Raw genomic sequence first — 23,186 nt, forward strand, 5'->3', positions numbered from 1 at the left:
AGAGTGCCATGAATACTGCCGTATCGCGTCGCAGATTCCTGCGTGATTCCGCCCTGTTTGCCGGTGCCGCCGGGACCGGCGCATTGCCGCTGCTTGCCGGCGCCGCCGAACGCACCGCCGCCGTCGTGCCACCGGCGGCCAGTGCGCTGTCGCCGGTGATGATCGGCTCCAACGAGTTCCCGGATGGCCCGTCTGCGGCCGCGGTCAGGGCCATTGCGCAGATCGCGCCGCAAGGCGGGCGCTATCTGCGGCAGGTCCAGATGGAACTGATGACCACGCTGGCGGCCGAGCTCAAGCTGCCGCTCGATCATCTGATGGCCTATGCCGGTTCCACCGAGCCGCTCGACTACACGATGCTGGCCTTCACCTCGCCAGGCGCCGCGCTGGTGACGGCCGACCCGACCTACGAATCGGGGTGGCGCGCTGCCGCGCGCAATGGCGCCAACGTGATCAAGGTGCCGCTGCGCAAGGATTTTTCGCACGACGTGCAGGCGATGTGCGCAGCCGACGCCAAGGCCGGCGTGATCTACATCTGCAACCCCAACAATCCCACCGGCTCGGTCACCGCCCGCAAGGATCTTGACTACGCACTGGCGCACAAGCCCAAGGGCAGCGTGCTGGTGGTGGACGAGGCCTATATCCACTTCGCGCGCAGCACCAGCAGCGTGGTGGACATGGTGGCTGCCGGCGAGGACGTGGTGGTGTTGCGCACCTTCTCCAAGCTCTACGGCATGGCCGGGATCCGGCTTGGCTACGCGGCCGCGCGCCCGGAGCTGCTGGCCAAGCTGATGTTCTACAGCGTCAACAGCCTGCCGGTGACGGCGGCCGCTGCGGGTCTGGCCAGTTTGCGCGACCCGGATCTGGTGCCGCAGCGCCGCGCGCGCACCGCGGCCACGCGGCAGGACGTCATCGAGTTCCTCGTCAAGCAGGGCTATGCGTGCACGGCATCGGAAAGCAACTGCTTCATGGTCGATGTGAAGCGGCCCGCGGCCGGCTTCAAGGACGACATGGCGACCTTTGGCGTGTTCATCGGGCGTAGCTGGCCGGTGTGGCCAACCTGGTCGCGGATCACGGTAGGGACCGAGGCGGAGATGGCACGCTTCAAGCAGGCGTTCGTGCAGGTGATGGCCGGCAAGCGTGGCCCGCTGCCTGTGCCGCAGGCCGTCGCCGATGTGCACGATCCACTGCGGGACTTCTTCCGCCATGCGTAGCGTCGTGGATGCCACTGGCGCGCGGTGATCGTGCCGGCGCAGTTGCTTGTGCGGCGGCGCAGCACGGCATTGGCGATGGCAAGGGGGTACTCTGACGGCACCGACGCCGGCGCGAGCGTCGGTCGCTTGCACGCACCGCGCTTTACCTACTGCAGGAGGACTGCCTTGAAGCTGTTTTCGACGATTGCCGTGCTTGGCGTGATGGCGATGGCGCCCTCGGCCTGGGCACGGACCTGCACGGTGACCATCACCGGCAACGACCAGATGAAGTTCGACCAGAGCGCCATCACGATTGCGCCCGACTGCACCGAGGTGGACGTCACGCTCAAGCATGCGGGCAAGATGGCCGCCACGGTGATGGGACATAACTGGGTGCTGACCAAATCCGCCGATTTCCAGGCGGTGGCCAACGCCGGTATGCGCTCGACCATTGCCGACAGCTACCTGCCCAAGGCCGATGCACGGGTGATCGCGCATACCAAGGTGGTCGGTGGCGGCGAAAGCACCACGGTCAGCTTCGCAACCAGCAAGCTCGCCAAGGGCGGTGCCTATACGTTCTTCTGCTCGTTCCCCGGGCATTGGGCGATGATGAAAGGCACGCTGAGTTTTGGCTGATGGCGGGGCGCTTGGAGCCTGTCTCCAGTGCCCTCGGACGCGTTGACGCATCTGCATCGATCCCGACGATGGCAAGCGCATCGCCACGCACGAGCGTGTTGTCCATTCCCGATGACAGGCGTGCGCATCGGCTGCGCATGCTGCGCACGCCGCTCAATGCGGCGGCGCATCGGTTGCCTGCTGCGTGTCCTCGCCGCGCAAGACACCGCGCTGCAGCGCCTGCGCCAGTGCACTTTCGCGGCTGCGCGCGTCGAGCTTGCGATACAGATTCTTGAGATGGAATTTGACCGTGTTTTCCGACAGGTGCAGGTGGCGGGCGATCTGTTTGTTGGAGTAACCGCGCGCCAGTTGCGCCAGCACCTCCAGCTCGCGCTCGCTGAACATATCGCTGGCGGGATCCTCATCACCACTGAGGCGCTCAAGCAGCGCCTGGATGGTCAGTGCGCGGGTGGTGCCGCCGACGGTGTGCGGGTCGTGCTGGCGCAGCGACCGCAGCATCGCCTTGGCGGGCAGGCCGAGTTCGACGATCGCCTGCCAGCTCTGCGTCAGCGCCACGTGGTCCAACGCGCTGTACAAGTGCGGCAGGGCGGCGAGCAGCTCGCCGCGCTGCTGCAGCACCAGCGCGATGCGGGCGCGGGTGCGCGCAAGATGGCAGGCGTTATCGTTGCCCAGGCAGGCGTGCTCGATCTGGCCGAGAATGCTCAGCGCCGCATTGCTGCGCCCGGCCAGGCGATGCCAACGCGCCAACGCAAAGCCCATCGCCGCGCGATCGCGCCAGCGATGCGCCGAGCGCAGGGTATGCGCCAGCCCGGACTCGCCGCCGGTGCGCGCGATCACCACATCGATGGCGGCGTTGCCGGGATGCTCCAGCAGCAGCATCAGTCGCCAGGCCGACGCCAGCTCTGACAGCCGCGTCAGCTTGCGCCCATGCGCGATCTGCTCGACATGCTCAAGCAACACCAGCGCGCTGCGGCCGCTGTGATCACGCACGCGTTCCAGCCCCAGCGCGGTGTCGTAGGCTGCCGCCAGCACGTCCACTCCGCCATCGTGTTGCTCAAGCAGTTCCAGCGCCGGATGCAGCAGGTCGGCGGCATCGTCGTGGCGACCGCGCTCGTAGTGCATCTGCGCGAGCAGGCAGTTGCCGGCAGCTTCCAGCACGCGGTCCAGTTGCGGCGTGCGTGCGCACCAGTGCAGCGCTTGCCGGTAACAGGCTTCGGCATCGCCGAGCCGCCCGCGGTAGAAAAAGCTCTGGCCAAGCGAGAGCAATGCCTGGCTGGCGCCGAGATCGCTGCCGCCGCGCTGCATCGCATCGCGCGCAGCCAGCGCATAGCGCTCGGCCACTGCAAACCCGCCCTGCGCCAGCGCGGTCGTTGCACAGATGCACAGCAAGGTGCCGCGACCCAGATGATCGTCTTCGTCCAAGGCGTTCGCCTGCGCGGCGATCTGGGTCAGGCCATGCGGATTGCCGCAGATTTCGTCCAGGCGGTCGCGCAACAACGCCACCACCACGGTGTAGTCGCGCTGCAGCGGCTCGCGCACGGCGGCGGGGAAATCGCGGAAGCGCTCCAGCAACAGGCGTGCATGACTGAACTCACCCAGTTTCAGGTGCAGGTACGCCTGGGTGAGATTCAGTGCCGGCGTGTCGCGGATGCTGCGATGGTCGAAATGGCGCAGCAAGGCGCGTACCGCATGCATGCCGTGGGTCAGCAGTAACTGCCAGGTGCCGGCGCGCGCGATGTAGCTGGCGGCCAGGTCGCCGCAGTCGCCACGCGCGGCATGGCGCACCGCGTCGGCCAGATGCTGGTGCTCGCCGAACCAGCGCGCCGCGCGCTGATGCAGGTGCACGGCCTGGCCCGGATGGTCGCGATCAAGCAATTGCTGCAGGAAGTCGGCAAACAACGGGTGATAGCGGAACCATTCGCGCTCGCCATCCAGCGGTACCAGCAGGCCGTGGAAATGCTCCAGCCGCGCCAGCAGCCGGCCGCTGTCGTCACGTTGGCGCACCGCGTCGGCCAGCGCGGCGTTGACGCGCTCAAGCAGGCTGGTGCGCAAGAGCAGATCGCGCGTGTCGGCATCCAGGTCGTTGACCACCTGTTCGGCCAGATACGCCGCAATCTGCGTGCTGCGCCCGGAAAAACGTGCGGTCAGTTCCTGCTGACGTTGCGTGTCGCCCTCCAGCCATAGTCGCGCCAGATGCAGCGCGACCGGCCAGCCTTCGGTGTAACCCAGCAGTTCGTCCACCACCGGTGCGGGGATGTGCGGTCCCAGCAGCGCCCGCGCCTCGTCGTTGTCCAGTGCCAACTGCGCGCTGCCAAGGCGGCCGAGTTGCGCCTGCAGATCCAGCCGCGCCAACGGCAACGCCGGCACGCGGCGCGTGGCCAGCAACAGATGCAGGCGCCCACCGCTGTGTTCGACCAGGCGCAAGACCAGCTCATCGACCGGGCCATTGCCGGGCCGGTCGTAGTCGTCGAGGATCACGCTGATCCGCCGCGGTGCGCTGCGCAAGGCGCGGATCAACGCGGTGGCCGCATCGCGTGGGTCCTGGTCGCGGTTGTGCATCACCCCGGCGCACAGCGCCGGATCGGCGCCGGCACCCTGCAGCGCCAACGCGAGATGGCCGAGAAAACGCGCCGGATCGGCGTCTTCTTCGTCCAGCGACAGCCACGCCACCGCATCGTCGTGGGCGCGTCGACGCGCATGCCATTGCGCAAGCAGGGTGGTCTTGCCAAACCCCGGTGGGGCCAGCAGCAGCGTGAGCGGGCGCAGTTGCGCCTGATCCAGCGCCGTCAGCAATGCCTCGCGCACCACCGCACCCGGGCGCGGCAATGGCGGCTCCAGCTTGCCGGCAAGCAGCCAATCGGGAAGAGCATGGTCGCGCGACGGTGACGGGCGCGGGGTGAGCAACGCAACAGGCTTGAGCATGAGGCGAGGGCGGCCGTGGCAGGCGTCAGCGGCGCGTCGGCTCGACACGCTGCACAACATCGGTGAAACAGCGGCGACGGCCGGCATGTCACCGCGATGGCGACAACGACGGATCGGCTGCTTCGAGGGTCCCCACCCATGCCCATCCGTGAGCACCTTTCAGAAAGGTATGACAGCCGCAAGACAAAAGCAAAGCGCGTGGCCCTCAGTGAGCGCCATTGCAGCGAGAAATCCTGTGTGTTGTGCGCAGGGTCCAGGAACGCGCGGGCCTGCCGGCGTCTTCACCCCCATGCAGGATGCACGTACCGCAAGCGGGGATGCCCGCTGCCAGGCAACCTCGCCGATGTTCTGCCCTGCACTCACGCGCCGTCGGCAACGGCGACGCGCCAGCGCAGACCCGGTCGCCCAGGTACGGCTGCCTCGCCGATGGATGCAAACCCATGCCAGGCAGCAAGCGCGCCAGGCCCGCGACCGCGCGCAATCAATGCGCGCGAGACGCCCTGCGTTGCTGCAGGTTTCGGCCGGAACCTCAGCGGGCCACGTCCGCAAACGCCTCGCGCGCGGCGGCAAGCGTGGCGTCGATCACCGCAGCGTCGTGCGCGCTGGACATGAAGCCCGCTTCGTATGCCGACGGTGCCAGGTACACGCCCCGCTGCAGCATCGCGTGGAAGAAGCGATTGAAGCTGGTGGTGTCGCAGGCGGTGGCCTGCGCGTAGCTGTCGACGATTTCATCGGTGAAGAACAGCCCGAACATGCCGCCGACCCGATTGGTGGTGACGGCGATGCCGGCGGCGCGCGCGGCATCTTCCAGTCCCTCGCACAAGACGCCGGTAGACTCGCTCAGACGTGCGTGGAAGCCTGGTTCCTGCACCAGCTCCAGCATCGCCAGGCCGGCCGCCATCGCCACCGGATTGCCCGACAAGGTACCGGCCTGGTAGATCGGCCCGGAGGGCGCGATCTGCTCCATCAGCTCGCGCCGGCCGCCATACGCGCCCACCGGCATGCCGCCACCGATGATCTTGCCGAAGGTGGTCAGGTCCGGCGTCACCCCGTACAGCGCCTGCGCGCCACCCAGCGCGACGCGGAACCCGGTCATCACCTCGTCGAAGATCAGCAGCGCGCCATGCCGCGTGCACAGCGTGCGCAGATGCTGCAGGTAGCCGGCCAGCGGCGGTATGCAATTGGCGTTGCCCACCACCGGCTCGATGATCACCGCCGCCACGTCGGCGCCGATCTCGTCGAACAGCGCGGTGGCGCCTTCGAAGTCGTTGAAGCTGAGCGTGGCGGTCAGCTCGCTCAGGCCCGCCGGCACACCCGGCGAGGTGGGCACGCCCAACGTCAGCATGCCGCTGCCGGCCTTGACCAGGAACGAGTCGCCGTGGCCGTGATAGCAGCCTTCGAACTTGACGATGCGATTGCGCCCGGTGGCGCCGCGCGCCAGGCGCACCGCCGACAGCGTGGCCTCGGTGCCGGAGTTGACCATGCGCACCATCTCGCACGACGGCACCAGCCGGGTGATGGTGTCGGCCATGGTGACCTCGGCGGCGCAGGGCGCACCGAACGACAGCCCATCGCGGATGGCGCGTTCCACCGCCTCGCGCACGGCGGGGTGGTTGTGGCCGGCGATCATCGGGCCCCATGAGCCCACGTAGTCGATGTAGCGGTTGTCGTCGACGTCGTACAGATACGGGCCGTCGGCGCGCGCCACGAAGAACGGCTCGCCGCCGACCGACTTGAACGCCCGCACGGGGGAATTGACGCCCCCGGGCAACAGGGTCTGCGCCTGGGCGAACAGGGCGTGGGAGCGGGTGTGATTCATGCGCGCAGATCCTTGATGACTATCGATGGGGGCATCGATGCCCGGCAGCGGGCATCGCGTCCGCCATTGTCAGGCCTGCGGGCTCGCGCGCCTACCCGACAGTGGCCCGCCTACCCGTCGGAGCCGCCGGGTAGGGGAACTTGGCTGCCTATGATCGAACGCGACGGTATCGACAGTTTGGGTATGAGCTGATGGCGTGCGGTCATTGGCGCCCGGCTGCCGATGTTCAGAAAGTGTGATTCCGGTGGCCGTTGGCCCCGTTCATTGAGCCGCGTTGCCGGCAGTGTCCATCTTGGGGAGAAAGCATGAACCGTAGTATCCAGAAGCGTGCCTTGGCGTTGGCGCTGGTTGTGGCCATCGGCAGTGCACACGCGCAGTCGACCACCGGCAGCATCGTCGGCAGCGTGGGGCAGGGCAATGGCACCAGCGTGGTGGTGGAAAACAACAGCGGCCTCAGTCGCGAAGTGCCGGTGGATGCGCGCGGCCGTTACAGCGCCGGCAACCTGCCGTTGGGCACCTACAAGGTGACGGTCAAGCGCGACGGCGCGGTGGTGGAAACCCGCGAGAACGTCAGCATCACCGTCGGCGCCAACACCGATGTGTCGTTTGCTGCCGCCAGCGCCGCGGGGAGCGGCTTGCAGACCCTGGACAGCGTCACCGTCAATGCCGCCAGCCTGGCCACCATCGACGTCAGCAGCGTGGACACCCGCACCGTAGTCACCTCCGAACAGCTGGCGCAGCTGCCGCTGGGCCGCACCGCCGAGGCGATCGCGCTGCTGGCACCGGGCGTGGTGGTCAACAGCGGCGGCTTCGACAACGGACCGCTCGGCGGCTCGCTGCCCAGCTTCGGTGGCTCGGCCGCCAGCGAAAACGCCTACTACCTCAATGGCTTCAACACCACCACCATCAGCAACAACCTGGGCGGCCTGACCCTGCCATACGGCGCCATCGACCAGCAGGAAATCTTCACCGGCGGTTACGGCGCGCAGTTTGGCCGCTCCAATGGCGGTGTGATCAACCAGATCGGCAAGCGCGGCACCAACGAGTGGAAGTTTGGCGCCGCCGTCATCTGGGAGCCCAACGGCCTGCGCGCCAACCAGCGCGATATCTACTGGCGCCCGGACAGCCAAGGCAGCACCGTCAACAATGCCGCCTACCGTTATGCGCGCGCGGCCAACGGCCTGTACCAACCGGCCAGCGAGGCCGAAGCCAACCAGACCACCTACAGCGCCTATGTCGGCGGGCCGATCATCCAGGACAAGCTGTTCTTCTTCCTGGCCGCAGAGCAGGTCGATTCGGACGGCGTACGCGTGGGCACCAATCGCGACACCGACAACGGTCGCACCGGCGGCCTCACCGATTACGACTACAAGCAGAAGCGCTGGTACGCCAAGGTGGACTGGAACATCACCGACAATCACCTGATCGAGGTGACCGGCGCCAGCGACAAGGCCGAAACCAATGGCTCGATCTACCGCTACAACTATGTCGACCGCCAGCGCGGCAGCTATTTCACCGACGAATCCACCTGGAAAACCGGCCCCACGCTGTTCACCGGCAAGTACACCGGCTACCTCGGCGACAACCTCACGGTGACCGCGCTGTACGGCAAGATGACAACGCCCGACGAGCTGACTCCGTTCAACTACAACGCGGCCAATGGCCCGGTCATCAACAGCGCCGCGCTGCAGAATCCGGCCTACACCGGCGGCACGCCGCGTATCGGCAACCAGCTGGTGACGTCGGTCAGTTCGCCCGACCGCGAATACAAGAAAGACAACCAGCGCCTGAATCTGGAATGGCGCATCGGCCATCACACGCTCAACTTCGGTATCGACAACCAGAAGTCCGAAGGCATCGACGTCGGCTCGGTGCTGTCCGGCCCGGGCTTTGCGTGGACCTACGGCCAGACCAACGATCCCAACGGGCTGGCGACCGGCGGATTGGTCAGCCAGTCCGCCAACGAAGCTGGCGGCATCGGCGCACCGAGCCCGGGTCTGGTCGATCCGGTGAACGGCTCCAGCGGCTATTACGTGGTGCGCAACATCAACACCAGCCTGTATTCGTACGAGGCGAAACAGCGCGCCTACTACATCGAAGACAAGTGGCAGGTCACCGACAACCTGCTGCTCAGCCTTGGCTTGCGCAAGGACGAGTTCACCAACTACACCCCGTTCGGCGACCCGTACATCGAAGTCGACAATGCATGGGCGCCGCGGCTGGGTTTCAGCTGGGACGTCAATGGCGATTCCAGCCTGAAGGTGTTCGGTAACCTCGGGCGCTATTACCTCGGCCTGCCGCTGTCGGCGGTGAGCCTGTTCACCCCGGCCACCACCACCGACACTTACTTCACCTACAGCGGCATCAATGCAGACGGCACGCCGGTGCTGGCGCAGCAACTGGGCTCCGCGGTATCGGCCAACTCGCGTTTCGGCCGCATTGCCGATGTACGCACCGCCGTGGCCAAGGACATCGAAGGCGAGAACCAGGACGAGGTCATCCTCGGCTTCACCAAGCAGCTGGACAGCGGCTGGGTGCTGGGCGTGCGCGGCACGCATCGTCGGCTCAATGCCGGCATCGACGATCAGAACTACGACGTTTCCAACACCGCGTTGATCAATGCGGCGGCTGCGCAGGGTGTCACCATCGACTTCTCGCAGGTGGCCGGCGCATCGCTGATCAATCCGGGCCAGACCAACACCTGGGGCGTGATCGGCACCGATGGCCAGTTCCACGAAGTGTCGGTGAGCCGCGAGGCGGCGGGGTTCCCGAAGTTCAAGCGCAACTACTCGGCGGTGGAATTCAATCTGGAGCGTCCGTTCGACGGCCAGTGGTACGCCAAGGTCAACTACGTCTGGTCGCATAGCTACGGCACCACCGAAGGCCAGGTGCGTTCGGACCTGTGGCGCACCGGCGGCGCGCTGGGCAGCTACCAGGGCCAGGCCTCGGTCTCGACCACGCAAAGCTGGGACCATGCGGCGTTGATGGAGCACTTCAACGGCGATCAATCCAACGACCACCGTCATCAGCTCAAGCTGTTCGGCTTCTACCAGTTCAACCCGCAATGGGGCGCCTCGGCCAACTTCAGCCTGATCTCCGGTGCGCCGCATAACTGCCTGGGTAACTACTACGGCACCGAGTACAGTGGCCGCGATCCGGCCGGTTACGGCGGCAGTGCGATCACCGGTGGGCCGTACCACTACTGCTACAACCCGGAAACCGGCACCGGCAGTGCATCGCCTCCGGGCTCGCAGGGCCGCCTGGGCTGGATCGCCCAGCTCGACATGGGCGTGACCTACAAGCCGGCGTTCGCCGCCGGCAAGCTGGCGCTGCGCTTGGATGTGTTCAACATCACCAACGAACAGACTGCGACCAACATCTACCCGTTCTCGCAGTTGCCCGACAACACCACCAACCCGCTCTGGGACCAGGTCGTGGCCTATCAGGCGCCGCGCTCGGGCCGGGTGACGTTGAGCTACGATTTCTAATCACGTCATTCGATAACCGCAGTCCCGGCAGCGACGCGTGATGGCACGCGTCGCTGTTTTTTTGGGGGGGGATGGCGCTCAAATCGACATCATTCTGATGAGTGCGAACACGCCGCCTGAGCGATGACTTGGCTGAGCGCATTGCCCTGCATCACGGATATCTGCCCAAGACGATTGACCAACTGTCTGGTGACATCGCGCACTCGATGTCTTCGCGTTTACTGCAGGGCCCTTGCCAGCCCACCATTAGCTTGAGCCTGCAAGCCAAAACGCTTGCCGTACTAAGACCCAAACCCTGCGCGATACGCCTGCAAGGCTGCAACCGGATCCGGTGCCGCATACACGCCGCTGACCACGGCAATCAAGTCGGCGCCCGCGGTCACCAACTCAGGCACCTGCGCCGGCGCAATGCCGCCGATCGCCACGCGCGGCAACTTCAGTTCGGCAGCCTGCTGCAGCAACGCAGGCGTCGCGCGCCGGTTGGTCTGCTTGGTGGTGGTGGGGAAAAACGCACCGAAGGCCACGTAACTGGCGCCCGCTACGGCTGCGCGGCGCGCGCGTTCGATCTCGTCGTAGCACGACACCCCGATGATGGCCTGCTCGCCCAGCAGCGCACGTGCTGCCGCCACCTCACCATCGTCTTCGCCCAGATGCACGCCTTGTGCACCGACCTGCGCGGCCAAGTGCGCATCGTCGTTGATGATCAATGGCACACCCTGCGCTGCGCAGGCCTCGCGCAAGGCAGTGGCCTGGCGCAGCCGCAGCGCCGCATCGGCCTGCTTGTTGCGGTATTGCAGCCAGCTGATCCACGGCAGCAACGGCACAGTACGCAGCAGCAGGCGCTGCGTGTTGGGCTCATCGGGCGTAATCAGGTAAACGCCGCGGACGTTAAGGCGGTTGGGCATGGCAGCGCTTCCGAAAGCGGTGGATGGGATGGGACAATGCAGGCCCCACCGTTGCGTGACCGCGATTATCCAATGAGCGACACATCCACCACCACCTACCGCACCTGGATGTGCGTCGTCTGCGGATTTCTCTACCACGAGGCCGACGGCATCCCCGAAGAAGGCATCGCCCCCGGCACCGCCTGGCAAGACGTGCCCGACACCTGGACCTGCCCGGACTGCGGCGTGACCAAGGACGACTTCGAGATGGTGGAGATCGACTGAGTGCCGTAAAGGGCCGCCGTCAAGCAGTTACGTGCTGCGACGGCACTGCGGTTATCAGGGGGAGCTTGCGCCTTCTGACCCTGAGAACCGAAAAACGATCTCTACCTGGACAGCCTGACAGCTGGCGAGCCGTTGCCGTCCGCCCGGTCAATGCGCCCGCGCGCGCTGACTGTTCAGCTCCACCAGATGCTCGTGCAGCTTTGCAGCATCCTGGGCGCTGGGATTGAGCAGCAGATAGCGCGACAGGTCGTGCCGCGCACCGTTGCGGTGGCCCAGGTGCAGATACGCCATGCCGCGGTCGCGCAGCGCTTCGGGCTGGTCGGGCACCAGTTTCAGGATGCGGTCGGCGCTGCGTGCGGCACGGTCCCAGTGTTCGGCATCGGCGTAGACGCCGTGCAGATTGCGCAGGATGCGGATCAGGATCGCCCGGTGCGGGGCGGGGTCGAGGATCTGCGCCAGGGCGCGGTCGTCGGGAATTTCGCCGCCCAGATGCGGACGCGCGCGTTCGCGCAATTCGTCCACGCCCAGCGGGCGGCCGCCATTGAACGGGTCCATCACCAGCACGCCGTCGTCCACCGGCAGCCGCACCAGGAAATGGCCAGGAAACGACACCCCGGCCAGCGGGATGCCCAGGCGCCGTGCGACTTCGATCTGCACCATCGCCAGCGAGATCGGGTTACCCAGCCGGCGCTCGAACACCTGGTTGAGATAGCTGTTGCGCGGGTCGTAGTACTCGTCGTGATTGCCCGAATAGCCCAGCTCATCGAACAGGTAGCGATTGACCGCCGCCATCTTCAATGGCCACAGATCGATCGCATCCACCTCGCGGCGCAGGTGCTCGACGTGGCTCTGCACGAGCGTGTCGTACAACTCGGCGTCCAGCTGCGGATACTCGTCGCGCGCGATCAGCAGCGCGGTGGACATCAACGGCACCGCATCGTCGTCCAGGCTGGCGAGCGCGGTCCAATGGGGAAGTGGGAGCATGTCGACCATGCCGACAGAGTGTCGGCAAGCGGCGCGGGGTTCAAGTCCGGTACTTCCTGACAGGAGACACCGCATCGCTGTGAATCACTTCAGCTTGGGAATATCCGGGCTGAAAACAAGCTCGGTCCCGTCCTGCAGGTTGAGCTTGGCCGCCTGGCCGGCATTGAGCTCCAGCACATAGCGGGCCGGCGCCCTGCTGGGGTAGGGCGGACAGGCATCGCCGGCCGAACACGGCGGCACGTCGCGCTGCTGGGACACCAACCGGCGCTGGTCGTCGAAATACAGGATATCCAGCGCGATCTTGGTGTTCTTCATCCAGTACGCCATCGGTTCCTGGCGGTCGTGGATGAACAGCATGCCGCGATCCTCGTCCATGGCATCGCGGAACATCAGCCCCTTGGTGCGGTCGGCAGCGTTCTGCGCCAGCTCCACCTGATAGCGCGTGCCGGCCAGTTCCACCCACGGACCGCTGCTGGCGCAGCCGCCGAGCAGGATCAGACATGCAAGAACGAGGAAGCGGACAGGGCGCATGCGGCATACCGACGGGGCGAGGGATGGCGCACCTTCTGTCATGCACCGGCGCGCGTCAAGCCGGTGCATCGCCGCGCGCGTGTCTCGCGCAGGCGTCCAGGTCGAGTCGATGACCGATCTGCGGCCCGGCTGCTGGCCGCTTGCGGCCCAAGGGCACGAGGCATGCCGCCGAATGCACTCTGCTGCGCCGCTAGCTGGCAGCGGTGAGTCGAGTCAGAGCACGCGCGGCGGTTCGCCGCCGACGATCACCACATCGGCCGGGCGACGCGCGAACAGACCAACGCAGACCACGCCGGGAATCTGGTTCAAGCTGCGCTCCAGCGCGACCGGGTCGGTGATCTGCAGGTGATGCACGTCCAGCACCACGTTGCCGTTGTCGGTGACCACACCATCGCGCCACACCGGCTGGCCGCCGGTCAGCGCCAGGATCTGGCGGGCGACCAGGCTGCGCGCCATCGGAATCACTTCCACCGGCAGCGGAAATTTGCCCAGCACCGGCACCTGCTTGCTCGGGTCCACGATGCAGATGAAGCGCTCGCTGGCTTCGGCAATGATCTTCTCGCGCGTCAACGCTGCGCCGCCGCCCTTGATCAGGCAGCGGTTCGGGTCGCACTCGTCGGCGCCGTCCACGTACAGCGACAGGTTGCCGGTGTGGTTGAGGTCCAGCACCTCGATACCATGCTGGCGCAGGCGCGCGGTGCTCTGCTCGGAGCTGGACACCGCCCCCTTGATGCGATGGCCGATGCGACCCAGCGCATCGATGAAGTAGGCCACCGTCGACCCGGTGCCGACACCGACGATCATGCCGTCTTCCACGTAATCGATCGCCTTCTCGGCGGCCAGGCGTTTTGCTTCGGACATTTGGGGCTCGGGATTAGTGATTCGGGATTGGGGATTGGTAAGAGCAGGTCACGTGGGGCGGCGATGGGCGAATCCCCATTGCCGAATCCCCAATCACGGCTACTCCATCGCCAGCAACACTTTCCACTGCGCGGCGGTCACCGGCAGGATCGACAACCGGTTGCCGCGGGCAATCAGCGGGAAGCCTTCGCCCAGCGCATCGGCGTGCTGCTTGATCTCATCGAGCGAAATCGTGCGTTTGAGTTTGCGGTCGAACGCGACGTCCACCAGCATCCAGCGCGGATCTTCGCGGTTGGCCTTGGGGTCGTGGTAATCGGACTTGGGGTCGAACTGGGTGTCGTCCGGGTACGCCGCGCTCGCCACCTTGGCCAGGCCGACGATGCCGGGTACCTTGCAGTTGGAGTGATAGAAAAACACGCCATCGCCGACCTGCATGCCATCGCGCATGAAATTGCGCGCCTGATAGTTGCGCACGCCGTTCCACGGCTCGGTGCCGACACGCTCCAGATCATCGATGGAAAACGTGTCCGGCTCGGACTTCATCAACCAGTAGCGCTTGCGGGCAGTCATACAGAGAGGCTGTCGTCTTTCAGGAAGGTGGCGTGTTCGGTGCAGATGGCATCCACCGTCACGTCCCAGGATTCGGTCGGCAAGGCAGGTACCTGTTGCGCGGCGAAGCCGACGCCGACCAGCCAGGGTGGCGGCGCCTGGCGATGCCGGAACGCGAAGCTGCGATCATACCAGCCACCCCCCATGCCCAGCCGCCGACACGCGACGTCGAAACCGGTGAGCGGCGTGACCACCAGCGCCATGTCTTCAGGGGCAAGCGTATCGGCACGCTCCACGTTCGGCTCGGGAATGCCGTAGCGATTGCTGACCAGGCCCTGGCCCGGTCGCCATCGCGCAAAGCGCAACACGCTCCCGTCCAGCACCGGCAGGCAATAACGCACGCCGGCCGGCAGGCTCAGTTGCCAGCGATGCAACGCGATCTCGCCATCCATCGCCCAATACCCGGCTACCGCGCCGGTCTGCGGCGCAAACGGCAGCGCCAGCAAGCGTTCCGCCAATGCATCGGCGGCGGCCAGACGCTGCGCGGCCGGCAGGCTGCGCCGCTGTGCGCGCAACTGCTGGCGCAACGCCTCTCGGTCCTCGGTCATCGATGTCTCGCAGCGGTGAGGGAGGCATATTGTCGGTGGCAGGCGTCCACCTGCCTAGCACTGCGGCCGGAGTGGCGCGCCGGTGGTCCACCGCGTCTTCGGTGAGCTGCGCCTTGCGGATGTGTGCTCTTGCCGATCAATCTCATCGGATGTCGCGTGATTGCATGGCTTGCGCGAGGTCATGCGCCGGCGCTGATGCAACGGTCGCGCGATCGGCACGTCGGCCATGCTTGCAGGCGCGCGTGGGCGCGATGGGTTCGACCGCTGCGCGCGGCAAGGGTCGGGCTTGGTCACTCGAGGAGCAGGCGGTGCGCATACGCCAGCTGGCTTGACCAGCGATCGCCTGGACGAAGACAGGTGAGGCGCGGCCACGACCAGACGCACGATGCACGGCGCCTGCACCGCACTGGGTGTCGATTCGCTGACGTTGGGCTCGGGTTCGTGCATCTCCGATGCCAGCAGGTATCGATGGCGGCGGGGAGGGTCGCACCGTTACGATGCCAATCGGCGTGCGCGCACGGCAACGCGTCTGTGCGCGAGTGCTGAGGGCGTGCAAGCGCACAACGCATCACGTCAAGCTCAGGCCTCAGTCGCAAGCGATGGGTGCGCAAGAGACAAGCAACGGACGCACAAAAAGAACCAGATGCACCAAAAGAAACGACGCCCGAAGGCGCCGTTTCAGATTTGCATTCTCCGCCATGACGATGCGGGCGAAACGACCTTGAACCCGGGGTTCAAGTGGGGACGTTGTGAGGCCATCGGGCTTCCCGCTACAAGGCGGACTTGCACACCCGGCTTCGTCGCGCCCCCGTGGTCGTAATTAAGGGACAAGGCGAATGTTTTGCACGCTGTCGTTTACAGCAGAGAACGCAGGCGAATTATAGACCTCTGTTGCGCGATGGCTAGCCCATTCGTCGGCGCGCGCCCTGCAAAGTTCATCTTTGCGACGGCAGTGCGACGTACGCCTCAACGTGGCGTGTCGGCAACGCTGTCCAGACGCCGATTCAAGGTGTCGAGCGTATTGGCCAATTCGCGATCGTAGAGCGCCTGCTGATCGCGCAGCTGCTGCAGCTCGTGCGCAAGATTGAGTGCGGCCAGCACGGCGACGCGATCCACTGCGGCCATCCGGTTGCTGCCGCGGATCTCACGCATGCGCAGATCCAGCAACCGCGCTGCGGCGGTGAGGCTCTCGCGCTCGTCGGCAGTGACGCCAACCGTGTATTCACGATCCAGAATACGCACGCTGACCGGCTCGGTGGTGCTCACGTGTGCTGCTCCAATGACTTCAACCGCACGATCATCGCTTCCACCCGCGAGCGTGCCTGCTCGTTCTTGGTCAGCAGCTGCGAACGTTCGCCGATCAGCTGTTCCTGTTGATGGCGCAGGCTGCGGTTTTCGTCGGTCAGCCGTTGAGTCCGCTCCACCAGCGCTTCCACGCGGGCGGCAAGTGCGCGGATCTGGGCGAGGGCGGCGGCGTTGTCCATGCGCTCACGATAGGGGCGCGCGCGCGCGGCGGTCAAGCGCCGAGTGAGGGCGTGCTCGCACGCCGTCAGGCCAAGCCCGCCAAGGCCTCGGTCCGGGTCGCGCCAGCCTGGAACATCGTGCGTGGAACGCTGCATGGAACGTCGCGGTAGCGGCCGACGCGGGGTGCCTTGATACACTGGGAAGTCTGATCGCCCGCACGCGCGGGTGCCTTTTGCCCTTAGCCTGGATGACTCGATGGACCTGCCTGACGTAACCGCTGTGCAAACTGAAAGTCGTCAGCTCGCGCTGGCGTCCTCTGCGGCGGAGTTGCATGGCGGGTTATGCGGATGGCTGTCCGGCGGTGGCGCCGACAGCGGCGACTGGCTGGCGCGCATCCTGGCCGACACCGCGCAGGTGGCGCCCAAGCAGGGCGGCGCGCTGGATCAGCTGCGCCAGGCCACGGTGGCGCAGCTGGAAGATCGCGATTTCGCGTTCGAGCTGCTGCTGGTCGAAGACGGCGCCCCGCTGCCGGCGCGCACCGATGCCTTGTTCGACTGGTGCCGCGCGTTTCTGGGCGGCTTCGGGCTGGCCGCGCAACAGCGCCCGGCGCTGAGCGAAGAGGGCGAGGAGGCGTTGCAGGATCTGGCGCGTCTGGCGCAGGCCTCCAGCGACGACTTCGATGCCGGCGAAGAAGACGACACCGCGCTGGCCGAGATCGAAGAGTTCGTGCGCGTGGCCGTGCTGTTGCTGCACGGCGACTGCGTGATGGGGCCGCGGTTCCGTCAACGCCTGAACTGATCGGCTGCACCGCCATGAAAAAGCTCACCGGGATCGGCGCGGCCGAATACGCGCGCCGGCGCAAGCAGCTCATGCAGATGGCCGGCGAGCAGGCCATCCTGATCCTGCCGGCCGCGCCGGAACGCATCCGCAGCCACGACACCCATTACCCGTACCGGCAGGATTCGGACTTCTGGTATCTGAGCGGGTTTCCCGAGCCGGAAGCGGTGCTGGTGCTGGTGCCCGGCCGCAAGCATGGCGAAGCGATCCTGTTCTGCCGCGAGCGCGACGCCGAGCGCGAAGCCTGGGATGGCCCGCGCGAGGGCCAGGAAGGGGCGGTGGAACGCTACGGCATGGACGATGCGTACCCCATCGACGATGTCGACGACATCCTGCCAGGCCTGCTGGAAGGCCGCAGCCGGGTCTATTACCACTTCGGGCGCGATGTCGATTTCGATCTCAAGCTGATCGGCTGGCTCAAGCGGGTGCGCGAGCAGGTGCGTCATGGCGCGCAGCCGCCGCACGAATTCCTTGAGCTGGGACATCTGCTGCACGAGCAGCGGCTGTTCAAATCGCGCGACGAAATCGCCTTGATGCAGCAGGCCGCCGATATCAGCGTGCGCGCGCATCGTGCGGCGATGCGGCTGGCGCGTCCGGGCGTGCACGAATACGAGCTGCAGGCCGAGGTGGAGCGCGTGTTCCGCGCTGCCGATGCGTGGCCGGCGTACGGCAGCATCGTCGGCACCGGCAGCAATGCCTGTGTGCTGCATTACCGCGCCAACAACGCGCGCAGCCGCGACGGCGACCTGGTGCTGATCGATGCCGGCGCCGAGTACCGCGGCTATGCGGCCGACATCACCCGCACCTTTCCGGTCAATGGCCGCTTCACGCCCGCGCAGCGCGCATTGCACGACGTGGTCGGTGCCGCGCAGGCGGCCGCGCTCGCACAGGCACGCCCCGGCGTGGCATACGAAGCCGGCCATCTGGCTGCGGTGGAAACCCTGACCGAGGGGCTGCTGCGCCTGGGCCTGCTGAAGGGCAAGCTGGAGCGCAACATCGCCGAGGAGCAGTACAAGCGCTTCTATCGGCACAAGACCGGGCACTGGCTGGGCCTGGACGTCCATGACGTTGGCGATTACCGGTTGGCCGGCGATTCGCGGCTGCTGGAGCCCGGGATGGTGTTCACCATCGAACCGGGGCTCTATGTGTCGGCCGACGATGCCAGCGTGGATGCCAAGTGGCGCGGCATCGGCATCCGCACCGAAGACGATGTGCTGATCACCGGCGATGGCCATCGCGTGATCACCGATGCGCTGGCGCGCAGCGCCGATGCAATCGAAGCGGAGATGGCCGGCATCGGCGGGTAAGTGTTGGCGGATGGCTCGGCAGGACGCCGGCCGCCTTGCCGTTGGCGCCTTCACAACGCCGCAGGGCGCCTGGCCTGGAGAGGCATCTCCCCAGGCGGGTGATCGACGGCGCAATCGCACGTGCGACTCGAGAGGCGCGATGGATGCAATCGTCCGCCCGGCGTGCATCCAACGCACCTCGGGCTCGGTGGAGGCGACCGTTGCCGGGCGCGCCGCAGGCACGACGCGCCGGTGGTTTCATCAGCCCAGCTGCGGCGTCTGCGTGCGCTCCGGCCGTTGCAGCGCCTCGCCAGGTGCGGCGATCTGCCGCGCGCGCTCGAATGATTGTTCCTCGGGCATGGCCAGCGCCTGCTCGGTTTTCATGTGCGCGCGCAGATGTGCCGGGTTGGCGGGGTCGCCCTGCACCACGAACACGTTTTCGCCGCCGTGCACCCCGGTCTTGTTCGCTTCGCTCATCAGCACGTGATCCACGCGAGACAGCCCGCCTTCCTTCGCCAGTGGCAGCAAGGCAGCGGTCAGTCGCGCGCTGGTCTGGTCTGGAGCGCGCCCGTGCGCGGCGTCGATCGCATGCACGCCGCGTTCGATCTGCTGATACATCGGGTGGTCCGGGTGCGAGGTCTGGCGTGGATCGTTCATGGCGATGCTCCGTGCTGTGCAATGCACATCTTAAGGTGCGGCAAAGACCGGGCGGGTCAGGTTTTCCGGTGCGTCATCGGTGCACACCACCTCGTCTTCGATGCGGATGCCGCCGTAAGGCTTGAACTGCCCTACGCGCTGCCAGTCGACACTGGCGGCGTGGCCGTTCTTTTTGACCTCGTCCAGCAGCATGTCGATGAAGTACACGCCGGGCTCGATGGTCACCACCATGCCGGGTTCCAGGACGCGGGTCAGGCGCAGATACGGGTGGCCGGCGGGGCGCTCGATACGCCCGCCGCGGTCGCTGGCGGCGAAGCCGGCCACATCGTGCACCTGCAAGCCGATCAGGTGGCCCAGGCCGTGCGGGAAGAACGCGGCGCTGACGCCGGTGGCCAATGCAGCCTCCGGTGACACAGTGAGGATGCCGAATTCCTTGAGGATGCCCATCAGCGCCAGATGCGCGTCCACATGCAGCTGCTTGTAATCCACCCCGGCGCGCACGCTCTGGCCCATGCGCACCTGGGCGGCATCCACCGCATCGATCAGGGCCTGGAATTCGCTGCCGGTGTCGGCGGCGTAGGTGCGGGTGATGTCGCTTGCATAACCGTGTGCCGACGCGCCGGCATCGATCAGGAAGCTGCGCAGCGGTTGCGGGGCGTGCTGGCCCAGCTCGGTGTAGTGCAGCACCGCACCGTGTTCGTTGAGCGCGATGATGTTGCCGTACGGCAGCTCGTTGGCATCCTGGCCCACTGCCGCGCAGTAGGCCATGTGGATGCCGAATTCGCTCTGGCCAGCGCGAAACGCGGCTTCGGCGGCGCGGTGGCCGCGGACGGCCAGTTGCTGGGCGATGCGCATCAGCGCCAGTTCGTACGGCGTCTTGAAGGCGCGTCGATAGTCCAGGTAATCGATGACCGGCTGCGGGTTGTTCGGCACGTAGGCGCCCAAGGCGCTGCGCGCCTCGCCCAGGATGGCGCAGCGTTCGCTGCGCGTGGGCAGCAGCTTCAATGCCTCGTCCGGAGTGCGGATGATGTGGATGTCGCAGTGCTCCACCCACCAGCCGCTGGGGGCGTCGGGCACCACGTGCCAGTAGTCGAACGGCTGATAGAAGATCACCGTCGGGCGCTGGCCCGGTGTGTAGATCAGCCAGCTGTTGGGGATGCGCGTCAGCGGCACCCAGGTCTTGAACTGCGGGTTGACCGCGTACGGGTAATCGCGGTCGTCGAACACCTGGTAATGCGTGGTGCCGCTGGGCACCACCAGGTGATCGAAACCGCCGCGCTGCAACGCTTCATCGGCGCGCGCGCTGAGCGTCCGCAGGTGGTCGGAATACAGGCGGCTCATGGAAGGCTGGGTCATGCGGAACTCGGTCGGCGGTGCAGGGCAGGCCGCAAGTTTGCCGCAAACCCTGTGAATCGGTCAGCCGACCATGTGTTCTTCGGCGATCCACGCACGCAGGCGCAGGCGATGCGGCTCGGACATGCTCAGGAAGCGAAAGCCTGCCCAGGCCTGCCCCGGCGCATGCGCGGCTTCGGACCACAGCAGATGCACGCCGACATCGATTTCGGTGGCGCGTCCGATGCGTTCGGGCAGGCTGAAACGCAGCTGATACAGCGCGTCCTCGTGCAGTGGAACCGAGGCCAGCAGCAGCATGCCGGTTTCGGAGACATTGCCGACCCGGCCGATCTGCGCTTCGCTGAGCATGTCGACCACCGGCACCAGGTCGCTGGGCTGGCGGCGCGGAGCGCGGCGGGTGTCCTGGATCATGCGGATGCCTCATCGGGGGAGTGGCCGGCCAGGCTGCGCAGCGTGCGCACGGTGGCATGCCAGGCGCGATCGATCAGCCGCGACTTTTCTTCCACCAGCAAGCGGGCCTGGCCGCTGGCCATCAGCCGCGCCAGGCCATCGAGTGATTGCTCGCCGAGTTTTTGCCCGCGCTGATTGACGAATAACGCGTTGCCGGTCATCGGGCTGTACCAGGACAGGCGTTGCCGGCGCAGATCGCCTTGTTGATTGATCACGAATTCGAACCAGGTGCCGAAGGGCAGGCTGCGCAGTTGCACGTAGCAGGCTTCCTCGTCAGGCGTCCGTGGCGTGGTGGACGGCTTGCGCGTGACGGTGTCGCCCTGATCGCCCAGGCGGGCACGCGCCTTGAGTTTGGCGGTGAGTTCGGTGCGCGAGGTGAGTTCGTCCTCGCCACCGGGCGTGGACAGGCGCCGCGCGATCGCAGCCGCTTCATCGTGGTGATAGCCGACCTGCAGCAGCGCCGTTTCGACATCGGTCCCCAGCGCGATGTCGGTCGGCAGGCCCTTGCTGCGGCAGGTGACCTCGGCGATGCGTGCGGTCAGGGCCTGGCGCTCGTTCCATTCGGGTGATTGTTCGCCCTGCCGCAGCAAGGTGAGCGTAAGCACGTCCGACCACGCCTGGCGCAGCAGCGATTGCACGAAGCGCGGCGGCGCGCTGTCTTGGCAGAGTTGCTCGATGCGCGCCTGCGCCTGCTGTTTGGCCGATTCCAGCCGTTCCTTGCCGCGTGCGGCATCCACATGCCTGCGTTCGGCCACCTCGGCCTTGCGCGCCAGGTTGCGCAGATGGGTCTGGATGTCGTCGTTGGCGGCGGCGAACACCGCCTCGTCGCCCTGGTAGTCGTTGACGATCCTGTCGACCGCGCTGCCCAGCTTGTGCAACAGCTGCGGGTCGATATCGTCTTCGCCCAGCCATACCGCGCCGGACTCGGCCACGGTGTTGAGCAACTCGCGCACCGGGTGCTGGTCGCGCACGAAGAAATGCGTGTCGGCCAAGGCGGCGCGCACCACCGGCACCTGCAGCTTGGCGAGCAGTGCCTGCGCCGGCGTGTGCTCGCGCACTTCGCGCTGCATCTGCGCGTAGAGCAGGCCGAGCAGATCGAAGGTGTCGTTGTCCTGCGGCGATAGCGCGGCCTGTGCACCGTGCTCGGCGCGCAGCAGCTCCAGGACCTGACGCTGCACCGCATCGATGCCGGCGGCCTGCGGCGTTGCAGCCGCCTGTGCGCTCAGCGCGCCCTGCAGGCTGGCCAGCGCCTCGCCGAGCGCTGCCTTGGGCACGCTGACCGGCGCCGGGCCAGCGGGCTGCGCATGCGCTTGCGCCGCCGCCTGCGCCAGGCTGCCCGGCGCGCCGCCCGGCTGTGCACGAGCGCCGCCCGCCGCCTGCGACTGGCGGGCCGAGGACATCAAGCCGCCCAGCGCGTGGGCCACATCGTCCAGTGCGGGTGAGGCCGCTTGCGCGGCTGCCGATGCGATGGGCGCAATCGCGGAAGTGCCGTGCGCATCGAGCAGCGCGCTCTGCCATGCGGTTGGTGTGGAATGGCCATTCCAGGCCGTGGCCGGGCGCGGGCTGCGTTGCGCGGCGCCGGGCGTGCCCGAGGGGGCAGCCCCGCTGGGCGCAGCTGCGCTGCCCGGCAAGCTGCGACGTGTCTGTACCTGCGTGGGTCTGACCAGATACGGGTGGTAGATCAGCCCGGGCAGGATGCCTTCCTGCGCCAGCGTGCCGTTGGCGCGCTCGTACATGTCGCCCAGTCGATCCATCACCTGGTGTTCGAACACCTTGTACAGCGCCAGCTGACCCTCCAGGTTGAGGCCCAGGGTCTGGCCGCACTCGCGCACGATCCGGCACAGCGCGTAGGGGCCAAGCGGCAGGGCATCCAGCTCGAACTCCGGCACCGCGCCGATCACCGCCAGCCGCTGCGCCAGCAATTGCAGCGCATCGGCCCGGCGTGAGGTTTCGCGCCGGGCGATGTCGCTGAGCACGATACCGCGGTCGATATCGGTGTCTTCCACCAGGGTCAGCATCTGCGGCTGAGCCGCCATCTCGGCCGGCGGTGTCAGGCTGGGGCGATCGCGCAGCGTCGCCAGATCCTGCGCCAGATGCTGCAGGAACAGCTGCGGGAACTGGTCGATGTGATCGCGCAGCCTGCGCATCTGCGCGTATGTGTCGGCCTGGATCTGGCTGTTGCGCGCATGTTCGGCCTGATGCAGCAGCGCGCGCTCCAGCTCGACGATGGTCAATCGCAGCGGGCCACCGAGCGCCTGCACGCAGTGCGCATGCAGCATGCCCAGCAGGCGGCGGCCACGCGCGGACACCGGTGCCGCGGCGATCGGGCCGCTGAGTGTGGGCTGCAGGGAAGAGGCGGGCGTGGACATCCGGGAGGGCGGG

Annotated in this window: 20 protein-coding genes and 1 other RNA gene; 6 read left to right on the plus strand and 15 right to left on the minus strand. The window is 66.8% G+C overall.

The features are described from left to right. Window positions 1-8 precede the first annotated feature (8 nt). Both Y887_RS02430 and azu read left to right on the plus strand, forming a co-directional pair. Window positions 9-1,211 (plus strand): pyridoxal phosphate-dependent aminotransferase, encoded by a 1,203-nt coding sequence (locus Y887_RS02430; protein WP_046962834.1) that lies wholly within the window; start codon window positions 9-11, stop codon window positions 1,209-1,211. A gap of 165 nt (window positions 1,212-1,376) precedes the next feature. Then, window positions 1,377-1,826 carry an azurin gene (azu, locus tag Y887_RS02435; protein ID WP_046962835.1) on the plus strand — a complete coding sequence of 150 codons (450 nt, stop codon included), beginning with the start codon at window positions 1,377-1,379 and terminating at the stop codon, window positions 1,824-1,826. 153 nt (window positions 1,827-1,979) lie between these two features. Here azu and Y887_RS02440 read toward each other — a convergent pair whose 3' ends face one another. Together Y887_RS02440 and hemL are read right to left on the minus strand one after the other, a co-directional pair. After that, entirely contained in the window at window positions 1,980-4,748 is a 2,769-nt protein-coding gene (locus Y887_RS02440; protein ID WP_046962836.1) for a winged helix-turn-helix domain-containing protein, read from the minus strand. Between the two features lie 529 nt (window positions 4,749-5,277). Continuing rightward, a complete protein-coding gene (hemL, locus tag Y887_RS02445; protein ID WP_046962837.1) occupies window positions 5,278-6,567 on the minus strand; it encodes a glutamate-1-semialdehyde 2,1-aminomutase in 1,290 nt (429 codons plus the stop codon). A 305-nt stretch (window positions 6,568-6,872) separates the two neighbouring features. Here hemL and Y887_RS20630 point away from each other — a divergent pair, with 305 nt between their 5' ends. Further along, window positions 6,873-10,055 carry an outer membrane beta-barrel protein gene (locus Y887_RS20630; protein WP_046962838.1) on the plus strand — a complete coding sequence of 1,061 codons (3,183 nt, stop codon included), beginning with the start codon at window positions 6,873-6,875 and terminating at the stop codon, window positions 10,053-10,055. Between the two features lie 281 nt (window positions 10,056-10,336). Here Y887_RS20630 and thiE read toward each other — a convergent pair whose 3' ends face one another. Then, complete coding sequence (gene thiE / locus Y887_RS02455; protein WP_046962839.1) at window positions 10,337-10,960, minus strand: thiamine phosphate synthase; 624 nt, start codon at window positions 10,958-10,960, stop codon at window positions 10,337-10,339. A gap of 51 nt (window positions 10,961-11,011) precedes the next feature. On the opposite strand from thiE, the gene Y887_RS02460 reads away from it, so the two are divergent. Next, the gene (locus Y887_RS02460) at window positions 11,012-11,224 is read left to right on the plus strand and encodes a rubredoxin (RefSeq protein ID WP_372365861.1); all 213 of its coding nucleotides are present in this window, start codon (window positions 11,012-11,014) and stop codon (window positions 11,222-11,224) included. Between the two features lie 147 nt (window positions 11,225-11,371). Here Y887_RS02460 and Y887_RS02465 read toward each other — a convergent pair whose 3' ends face one another. The 8 genes from Y887_RS02465 to Y887_RS02495 form a co-directional block, all read right to left on the minus strand. After that, window positions 11,372-12,217: a SirB1 family protein gene (locus Y887_RS02465; protein ID WP_046962841.1), complete on the minus strand. Its 846-nt coding sequence runs from the start codon at window positions 12,215-12,217 to the stop codon at window positions 11,372-11,374. Between the two features lie 75 nt (window positions 12,218-12,292). Next, the gene (locus tag Y887_RS02470; protein WP_046962842.1) at window positions 12,293-12,739 is read right to left on the minus strand and encodes a DUF192 domain-containing protein; all 447 of its coding nucleotides are present in this window, start codon (window positions 12,737-12,739) and stop codon (window positions 12,293-12,295) included. Between the two features lie 213 nt (window positions 12,740-12,952). Next, window positions 12,953-13,600 carry a ribose-5-phosphate isomerase RpiA gene (rpiA, locus tag Y887_RS02475; RefSeq protein WP_046962843.1) on the minus strand — a complete coding sequence of 216 codons (648 nt, stop codon included), beginning with the start codon at window positions 13,598-13,600 and terminating at the stop codon, window positions 12,953-12,955. A 99-nt stretch (window positions 13,601-13,699) separates the two neighbouring features. Continuing rightward, window positions 13,700-14,170 (minus strand): EVE domain-containing protein, encoded by a 471-nt coding sequence (locus tag Y887_RS02480; protein ID WP_046962844.1) that lies wholly within the window; start codon window positions 14,168-14,170, stop codon window positions 13,700-13,702. Beyond that, the gene (locus Y887_RS02485) at window positions 14,167-14,757 is read right to left on the minus strand and encodes a 5-formyltetrahydrofolate cyclo-ligase (RefSeq protein WP_046962845.1); all 591 of its coding nucleotides are present in this window, start codon (window positions 14,755-14,757) and stop codon (window positions 14,167-14,169) included. The genes Y887_RS02480 and Y887_RS02485 overlap by 4 nt, the downstream gene beginning before the upstream one ends. A gap of 686 nt (window positions 14,758-15,443) precedes the next feature. Continuing rightward, a non-coding RNA gene (gene ssrS / locus Y887_RS18530) (6S RNA) lies at window positions 15,444-15,627 on the minus strand. 96 nt (window positions 15,628-15,723) lie between these two features. Beyond that, a complete protein-coding gene (locus tag Y887_RS02490) occupies window positions 15,724-16,023 on the minus strand; it encodes a cell division protein ZapA (protein WP_046962846.1) in 300 nt (99 codons plus the stop codon). Beyond that, window positions 16,020-16,241 carry a TIGR02449 family protein gene (locus Y887_RS02495; protein ID WP_039410450.1) on the minus strand — a complete coding sequence of 74 codons (222 nt, stop codon included), beginning with the start codon at window positions 16,239-16,241 and terminating at the stop codon, window positions 16,020-16,022. The genes Y887_RS02490 and Y887_RS02495 overlap by 4 nt, the downstream gene beginning before the upstream one ends. Window positions 16,242-16,476: 235 nt before the next feature. Between Y887_RS02495 and Y887_RS02500 the strand changes: the two genes are divergently transcribed. Continuing rightward, complete coding sequence (locus Y887_RS02500; RefSeq protein ID WP_046962847.1) at window positions 16,477-17,019, plus strand: YecA/YgfB family protein; 543 nt, start codon at window positions 16,477-16,479, stop codon at window positions 17,017-17,019. A 14-nt stretch (window positions 17,020-17,033) separates the two neighbouring features. Further along, window positions 17,034-18,365: an aminopeptidase P N-terminal domain-containing protein gene (locus tag Y887_RS02505; protein ID WP_046962848.1), complete on the plus strand. Its 1,332-nt coding sequence runs from the start codon at window positions 17,034-17,036 to the stop codon at window positions 18,363-18,365. A 240-nt stretch (window positions 18,366-18,605) separates the two neighbouring features. Here Y887_RS02505 and Y887_RS02510 read toward each other — a convergent pair whose 3' ends face one another. Genes Y887_RS02510 through Y887_RS02525 form a run of 4 tightly spaced genes read right to left on the minus strand, consistent with a single transcriptional unit; the run spans window position 18,606 to window position 23,173 of the window. After that, entirely contained in the window at window positions 18,606-19,001 is a 396-nt protein-coding gene (locus tag Y887_RS02510) for an XVIPCD domain-containing protein (RefSeq protein WP_046962849.1), read from the minus strand. A 30-nt stretch (window positions 19,002-19,031) separates the two neighbouring features. Beyond that, window positions 19,032-20,357: a Xaa-Pro dipeptidase gene (gene pepQ, locus Y887_RS02515; protein ID WP_046962850.1), complete on the minus strand. Its 1,326-nt coding sequence runs from the start codon at window positions 20,355-20,357 to the stop codon at window positions 19,032-19,034. Window positions 20,358-20,417: 60 nt separating this feature from the next. Next, window positions 20,418-20,765 carry a PilZ domain-containing protein gene (locus Y887_RS02520; protein WP_046962851.1) on the minus strand — a complete coding sequence of 116 codons (348 nt, stop codon included), beginning with the start codon at window positions 20,763-20,765 and terminating at the stop codon, window positions 20,418-20,420. Continuing rightward, window positions 20,762-23,173, minus strand: a complete 2,412-nt coding sequence (locus tag Y887_RS02525) for a DUF1631 domain-containing protein (RefSeq protein WP_046962852.1) — start codon at window positions 23,171-23,173, stop codon at window positions 20,762-20,764. The genes Y887_RS02520 and Y887_RS02525 overlap by 4 nt, the downstream gene beginning before the upstream one ends. Window positions 23,174-23,186: the final 13 nt, after the last annotated feature.

The sequence above is a fragment of the Xanthomonas pisi DSM 18956 genome (assembly GCF_001010415.1).
In the GTDB taxonomy this organism is placed as follows: Bacteria; Pseudomonadota; Gammaproteobacteria; order Xanthomonadales; family Xanthomonadaceae; genus Xanthomonas; species Xanthomonas pisi.

What these genes read in the sequence shown, in the direction of transcription:
- Y887_RS02430 (WP_046962834.1), top strand. Translation starts at nt 9, where the DNA reads ATGAATACTGCCGTATCGCGTCGCAGATTCCTGCGTGATTCCGCCCTG.
- Y887_RS02495 (WP_039410450.1), bottom strand. Translation starts at nt 16,241, where the DNA reads ATGGACAACGCCGCCGCCCTCGCCCAGATCCGCGCACTTGCCGCCCGC.
- Y887_RS02525 (WP_046962852.1), bottom strand. Translation starts at nt 23,173, where the DNA reads ATGTCCACGCCCGCCTCTTCCCTGCAGCCCACACTCAGCGGCCCGATC.
- rpiA (WP_046962843.1), bottom strand. Translation starts at nt 13,600, where the DNA reads ATGTCCGAAGCAAAACGCCTGGCCGCCGAGAAGGCGATCGATTACGTG.
- Y887_RS02465 (WP_046962841.1), bottom strand. Translation starts at nt 12,217, where the DNA reads ATGGTCGACATGCTCCCACTTCCCCATTGGACCGCGCTCGCCAGCCTG.
- Y887_RS02500 (WP_046962847.1), top strand. Translation starts at nt 16,477, where the DNA reads ATGGACCTGCCTGACGTAACCGCTGTGCAAACTGAAAGTCGTCAGCTC.
- Y887_RS02520 (WP_046962851.1), bottom strand. Translation starts at nt 20,765, where the DNA reads ATGATCCAGGACACCCGCCGCGCTCCGCGCCGCCAGCCCAGCGACCTG.
- Y887_RS02510 (WP_046962849.1), bottom strand. Translation starts at nt 19,001, where the DNA reads ATGAACGATCCACGCCAGACCTCGCACCCGGACCACCCGATGTATCAG.
- Y887_RS02485 (WP_046962845.1), bottom strand. Translation starts at nt 14,757, where the DNA reads ATGACCGAGGACCGAGAGGCGTTGCGCCAGCAGTTGCGCGCACAGCGG.
- Y887_RS02470 (WP_046962842.1), bottom strand. Translation starts at nt 12,739, where the DNA reads ATGCGCCCTGTCCGCTTCCTCGTTCTTGCATGTCTGATCCTGCTCGGC.
- hemL (WP_046962837.1), bottom strand. Translation starts at nt 6,567, where the DNA reads ATGAATCACACCCGCTCCCACGCCCTGTTCGCCCAGGCGCAGACCCTG.
- pepQ (WP_046962850.1), bottom strand. Translation starts at nt 20,357, where the DNA reads ATGACCCAGCCTTCCATGAGCCGCCTGTATTCCGACCACCTGCGGACG.
- thiE (WP_046962839.1), bottom strand. Translation starts at nt 10,960, where the DNA reads ATGCCCAACCGCCTTAACGTCCGCGGCGTTTACCTGATTACGCCCGAT.
- Y887_RS20630 (WP_046962838.1), top strand. Translation starts at nt 6,873, where the DNA reads ATGAACCGTAGTATCCAGAAGCGTGCCTTGGCGTTGGCGCTGGTTGTG.
- Y887_RS02505 (WP_046962848.1), top strand. Translation starts at nt 17,034, where the DNA reads ATGAAAAAGCTCACCGGGATCGGCGCGGCCGAATACGCGCGCCGGCGC.
- Y887_RS02480 (WP_046962844.1), bottom strand. Translation starts at nt 14,170, where the DNA reads ATGACTGCCCGCAAGCGCTACTGGTTGATGAAGTCCGAGCCGGACACG.
- Y887_RS02440 (WP_046962836.1), bottom strand. Translation starts at nt 4,748, where the DNA reads ATGCTCAAGCCTGTTGCGTTGCTCACCCCGCGCCCGTCACCGTCGCGC.